Origin of the sequence: Staphylococcus sp. GDY8P196P (assembly GCF_017891705.1) — a bacterium.
Lineage (GTDB): Bacteria > Bacillota > Bacilli > Staphylococcales > Staphylococcaceae > Staphylococcus > Staphylococcus ureilyticus.
This window is the reverse complement of record NZ_JAESJS010000035.1, coordinates 1-1,470: the sequence shown is the minus strand read 5'-3', so window position 1 is coordinate 1,470 and position 1,470 is coordinate 1. Positions and strand designations below refer to the sequence as shown.

Annotated in this window: 2 protein-coding genes; both read left to right on the top strand. The window is 28.5% G+C overall.

Going from position 1 to position 1,470, the window contains the following annotated elements:
- Nucleotides 1-457 precede the first annotated feature (457 nt).
- The gene (locus tag KA814_RS13465) at nucleotides 458-1,075 is read left to right on the top strand and encodes a CadD family cadmium resistance transporter (protein WP_002467537.1); all 618 of its coding nucleotides are present in this window, start codon (nucleotides 458-460) and stop codon (nucleotides 1,073-1,075) included.
- An 18-nt stretch (nucleotides 1,076-1,093) separates the two neighbouring features.
- Nucleotides 1,094-1,441 carry an ArsR/SmtB family transcription factor gene (locus KA814_RS13460; protein ID WP_002467551.1) on the top strand — a complete coding sequence of 116 codons (348 nt, stop codon included), beginning with the start codon at nucleotides 1,094-1,096 and terminating at the stop codon, nucleotides 1,439-1,441.
- Nucleotides 1,442-1,470: the final 29 nt, after the last annotated feature.

The window sequence follows — 1,470 nt, the reverse complement described above, 5'->3', positions numbered from 1 at the left end:
ATTTGCGTTTTAAGAGCTTATGTATGTTTTTAGGTTAAAAACTATATGATTTATACCTAATTCTTTAAAATACCCCCTTAAAATTCAAAATAAGAACATTTGAATTTAAACAAACCTCCTGCCATCTCAGCAAGGGGCACTTGAAAACCGTTTGGAAATCATCAAGGGACGGGTAGTATTTTTTGAAAAAGCCACTCAAAAAATCTCCACTCAAGGCACGCATAAAATATCAGCGAATATACCAAAGGAGTGAACATATTGATTCCATATTATCTTTGGTTTAAAGAAAACATTTAAAATTCATGATTATATGCCAACCATTCGACTATTTTTTGAGTTTGTTAAAAGTTCCGAGGCTCAACGTCAATNNAATAAAGCAATTGGAATAAAGCACCTATGATTATTAAAAAAAATAAGTTATAATATATTCAAAAATATTTTTGAATGAGGTGTAATTATGATTCAGACTATTGTAACTGCTGCTATTCTTTATATTGTGACAGCATTAGACTTATTAGTGATTTTATTAATGTTCTTTGCTAGAGCAAAGACTAGGAAAGAATATCGAGATATTTATATTGGTCAATATGTAGGATCTGTGGCATTGATTGTCATAAGTTTATTCTTTGCCTTTGTCTTAAATTATGTTCCTGAAAAATGGATATTAGGATTATTAGGGTTAATACCGATTTATTTAGGAATTAAAGTGGCTATTTATGGTGATAGTGACGGAGAAGAGAGAGCTAAAAAAGAATTGAATGAAAAAGGATTGTCTAAACTAGTTGGTACGATTGCAATTATTACGATAGCAAGTTGTGGCGCTGATAATATTGGTGTATTTGTTCCCTATTTTGTGACATTAAGTGTTACTAATTTATTAATTACTTTGTTTGTCTTTTTAATTTTAATTTTCTTCTTGGTATTTACTGCACAAAAATTAGCTAATATTCCAGGAGTTGGAGAAATTGTTGAGAAATTTGGTCGTTGGATTATGGCTGTTATTTATATAGCTTTAGGTTTATTTATCATTATAGAAAATGACACTATTCAAACAATTTTAGGATTTATATTTTAATTTAGGGTGTGATTTTATATGAGCTATAAAAATGCTTGTGATGTGATCTGTGTACATGAGGATAAAGTTAACAATGCCTTAAGTTTTTTAGAAGATGATAAATCTAAGAAATTACTTAACATTTTAGAAAAGATTTGTGATGAGAAGAAATTGAAAATTATATTATCTTTGATTAAAGAAGATGAGTTGTGTGTTTGTGATATTTCTTTGATATTGAAAATGAGTGTTGCTTCAACTTCACATCATTTAAGACTTTTATATAAAAATGATGTGCTTGATTTTTATAAAAAGGGAAAGATGGCATATTATTTTATTAAAGACGATGAAATAAGAGAGTTTTTCTCTAAAAATCAGGAGGGTTTTTGAAACGAGTGAAACGAGTTTCTTCTTGTCTT

What these genes read in the sequence shown, in the direction of transcription:
- KA814_RS13465 (WP_002467537.1), top strand. Translation starts at nt 458, where the DNA reads ATGATTCAGACTATTGTAACTGCTGCTATTCTTTATATTGTGACAGCA.
- KA814_RS13460 (WP_002467551.1), top strand. Translation starts at nt 1,094, where the DNA reads ATGAGCTATAAAAATGCTTGTGATGTGATCTGTGTACATGAGGATAAA.